4 protein-coding genes are annotated in these 3644 nt (G+C 60.5%); 1 reads left to right on the top strand and 3 read right to left on the bottom strand.

The features are described 5' to 3' along the window. Positions 1–206 (top strand): IS3 family transposase (locus PSV05_RS03165; RefSeq protein ID WP_300061382.1); only part of this gene is annotated, 206 nt, incomplete at its 5' end. A gap of 341 nt (positions 207–547) precedes the next feature. Here the strand turns inward: PSV05_RS03165 and PSV05_RS03160 are convergent. From PSV05_RS03160 to dctP, 3 genes are read right to left on the bottom strand one after another with little or no spacing between them, the layout of a single operon-like run. Next, positions 548–1858 carry a TRAP transporter large permease gene (locus PSV05_RS03160; protein ID WP_300061379.1) on the bottom strand — a complete coding sequence of 437 codons (1311 nt, stop codon included), beginning with the start codon at positions 1856–1858 and terminating at the stop codon, positions 548–550. Continuing rightward, positions 1858–2412, bottom strand: coding sequence for a TRAP transporter small permease (locus tag PSV05_RS03155; protein ID WP_300061376.1), 555 nt, complete (start codon positions 2410–2412; stop codon positions 1858–1860). The genes PSV05_RS03160 and PSV05_RS03155 overlap by 1 nt, the downstream gene beginning before the upstream one ends. Before the next feature lie 56 nt (positions 2413–2468). Further along, a complete protein-coding gene (gene dctP / locus PSV05_RS03150; RefSeq protein ID WP_300061373.1) occupies positions 2469–3482 on the bottom strand; it encodes a TRAP transporter substrate-binding protein DctP in 1014 nt (337 codons plus the stop codon). Between the last annotated feature and the right edge of the window lie 162 nt (positions 3483–3644).

The following is a 3644-nucleotide window of genomic DNA, read 5'->3' as shown; positions in this document are numbered from 1 at the left end:
AGGCGACCGTAAAGCGCTACTACTATGAGAACCACGATCAGCTTCGAAGCCATCTTGCCGACTTCGTCACGGCTTACAACTTTGCTCGTCGCCTCAAGACCCTCAAGGGCCTGACGCCCTATGAATACATCTGCGTGAGATGGACAAAAGAGCCGCAGCGGTTCAGCGTCAATCCGATCCATCAAAGCCTGGGATCAAACACCTAGAGTACGCCGCAGGCGGCATTCACCTTCCTGCGTCGCTCCCCGGGGTCATGGCACTGCTAAGTGTGAAGTTAATGGGGTAGCACCGGTGAATGAGCCATCGGAGTAGCTGCACGCCGGCTGTTCGCCAATCCACCGGTCAAGAATTCTTGGAGGCCTGCCTCGCACGCCGGACACGCACGGTCGGTGCGCCTTTGCAAAGTTCGCCAGGCACGGCGCACTAATCACCCTTTCGCTTGGCACTCGCCAATCCGTCCGATCGTCGGGCGAACAGGGAAGTCCGGTTAGGAATCGCCGTGAAACAGGCTGGCCTGTGGGAGGCACGCAAGTCCGTAGCGATGCGTTCAATTACTGCTCATCGTGAGCATCGGCAAGAAGGTGACGATGCCGGGGAAGAGCGTGAACAGCCCGACGCAGGCAAAGTCCATGAGCACGAACGGCCAGACATTGCGGAAGATCGCCTGCAGGGGGATATCTGGCCTGACACCGCTCACCACGTAGCAGTTCAGCCCCACTGGCGGCGTCAGCAGGCCTACCTCGACCATCTTCACGACGATGATACCAAACCAGATCGGATCGAACCCGAGCTTCGTCATGATCGGGAAGATGACCGGCAGCGTCAGCAACAACATCCCGATGCCGTCCATGAACATGCCAAGCACCGTATAGAGCACGATCACGAACAGGAGCACGAGGTAGGGCGACACGCCAATGGCGACGATCCAGTCCGAGAAGGTGCTGGAAACGCCGGCGAAGGCCAGGAAACGCACGAAAATCAGGACGCCCCAGATGATCGAGAAGATCATCACCGTGAGCTTCACCGTATCGAGCAGCGAGTCCAGCAGGCCGCGCGGCGTGAGCGATCTCTTGAGCAGAGCCATGACGAACACGATGAAGGCACCCAACGCACCCACCTCGGTAGGTGTCGCCCAGCCGGTGTACATGCCGCCGATCACCGCGCCGATGACGAACACGATGGGCAGCGCATCGGGCAGTGTCACGAAGCGTTCGCGCCAGGGAATGCCATGTACTGACTGACCGAGTGCGGGATTGATCTTGAAGCGCACGACGATGATCGCGGCGTACAGGATCGCGGAGATGACGCCGGGGATGAACCCCGCCATCAGTAGGCCGCCGATCGAGGTTTCGGTGATGATGCCGTAGACCACCATGATCGCCGAAGGGGGAATCAGAGAGGCAAGCGTCCCGCCCGCGGCGACGACTGCGGCGGCAATGCCAGGTTGGTATTTGAAGCGCAACAGTTCGGGGATCGAGATGCGTGCAAAGACGGCCGCCGTGGCGGTGCTCGCGCCCGACACGGCGGCGAAGCCCGCGGCGGCAAAGATGGTCGCCACTGCCAGCCCGCCGGGCATCCATCCCAGCCAGGCGCGGGCGCAGCGATAAGCGCCCTGTACGATTCCGGCATGGTGCGCGAGATGGCCGATCAGGATGAACAGCGGCAGGACCGACAATGCATAGTTCGTGGTGTCGGAGTAGGGGATGTGGCCGGCGATGCCGACCGCCTTGTCGAAGCCACGCAACGCCCATAGGCCGAAGAAGCCGACGAGCCCTGCAGCAACGAAGATGCGGATGCCGGAGATGATCAGGAGGGTGAGGGCCACCATCCCGACAATGCCGATCGTGATGGGCTCCATCAGGCGTCCTCAGGGAGGTGCGACGGAACCGGCACTGCGATCGGTTCCGCTAGCGGGTCGGCGACCAGTCGCGCGTAAGCCCACAGTTCGAGGGCTATTCGAGCGGCCAGGACGCTGAATCCGATGACCGGGATCAACTTGGATGGCCATGTCGGCCACTGAGTATTGATGGTCGAATCGCCGATATAATAAGCGTTATCGAAGAAATGCAGTACGCCGGGCAGGAGCACCACGATCAGGCCGAAGGCGGCGATCGAGGCCATCAGCTCGGCGATCCACTTGCGACGGCCTTTGAAGTGCCCGACCACGATATCGACCCTGATGTGGCCCGCCTTGCGGTAGCAGTAGGAGATCGTCAGCAACGTATAGGCGGCCATGCTTTGCTCGATCAAGTCGAGCTGGCCGTAGAGCGGCGCATTGAACGCCTTGCGCAGGAGGATCTCGGCGACTCCGACCCACATCACGCCGAATATCACGACGCCGCCAACCACGGCCGTCGCGAATTCTACGACCTGCAGGGCGCGATCGAGGCGATCGAGCAGTGCTCCGCCCATCGACCGTTCAGGAGGGGCCATCACGGCCGTTTCCGCTGCTTATCCTCCTGAGCCGGTCAGCTCTTGTTGAGCTTGGCCTTGGCCTTCTTGGCTTCATTCAGAATGAGGTCGAGCAGTTCCTGGGCGGGCACGCCCTTGGCGGCATTTTCTGCCACCCAGGCCTTCCACACCGGTGCGGCCCCGACCTCCTCGAAGATCTTGAGCTCGGCGGCGGAATATTTGATCGCCTTTAGACCTTTCTTCTCCCAGTCGGCCAGGTTCTTCTTGTCGGTCTCGCTATGGGCCTTGATGAGCGCCGCATAGGCCAGCGGCCGCGCCTTGTCGAACAGTTCCTTGTATTGCGGCGGCAGCTTTCCGAACGCATCGATGGCCACGATGGTCGGGCAATTGTTGGCACCCGGCGACAGGTTGGTCGTGTACCACTTCGCAATCTCGGGAATCTTGTAGGACGAGAAAGCGTAGGTGTACGGGAACGCTGCCGCCTGGAAAACGCCACGTTCCATCGAGGTATAGACTTCCGGCGCAGGGACCGAGGTAGGCACTGCGCCGAGGTTCTTCATCGCGGCGCCCGTGCCGCCGAGCGCGCGCACGCGCATGCCCTTGAAGCCAGCCATCGTCGTCGGTGCGTCGCCGGTGCCCATGAACTCCGATTGTGGTTGCAGCACCGACATCAGGACCATGGCGTTCCAGCGCTTGAACTCATTCACGATGTACGGGTTCTTGTAGAATACGTCGTGAACCAGCGCGTGAACCTCTGGATCTGCCAGCGGCAGACCTGGCAGGTCGAGCGCGTTGATGCCGGGATGCTTGCCAGGATGGTAACCGGTACAAATCTGCGCCATTTCGAAGGCGCCGAGTTTGATGTTGTCGAGGTTGTCCGGCCCCTTCGAGAGGGCGTCACCGTAGTGGATCTTGATGGTGAATTTGCCGTCGGTCTCCTTGCTCACGTAGTTGGCAAGGGATTCGATTCCTGCGGTGAATGCGCGTGGTGGACCCCAGACGGAAAGGTTCCAGGAGACCTTAGGGCCGTCTACGGCAAAGGCCGGAGTCGCGGCGAAGGCAAGGGTCACGGCAGCAACGCCGAGACGAATTGATAGTACTCCCATCATTTTCCACCCTGAAACTTGCTTATGATTTGATTGCAGTTAGCATGAACGCCCTGCTGATTTCTGTCTACGGAGAAATGCTTTCCCTAGTAACGCGATCCTTGGTCGCCAAACAGGACTTGGCCC

The organism is Thermomonas sp. (assembly GCF_029945965.1).
Lineage (GTDB): Bacteria > Pseudomonadota > Gammaproteobacteria > Xanthomonadales > Xanthomonadaceae > Thermomonas.
This window is presented reverse-complemented; position numbering and strand designations above follow the sequence as displayed.

Bases quoted from the DNA above. Each gene is read 5' to 3' on its own strand.
- PSV05_RS03160 (WP_300061379.1), bottom strand. From the start codon at position 1,858: ATGGAGCCCATCACGATCGGCATTGTCGGGATGGTGGCCCTCACCCTC.
- PSV05_RS03155 (WP_300061376.1), bottom strand. From the start codon at position 2,412: ATGGGCGGAGCACTGCTCGATCGCCTCGATCGCGCCCTGCAGGTCGTA.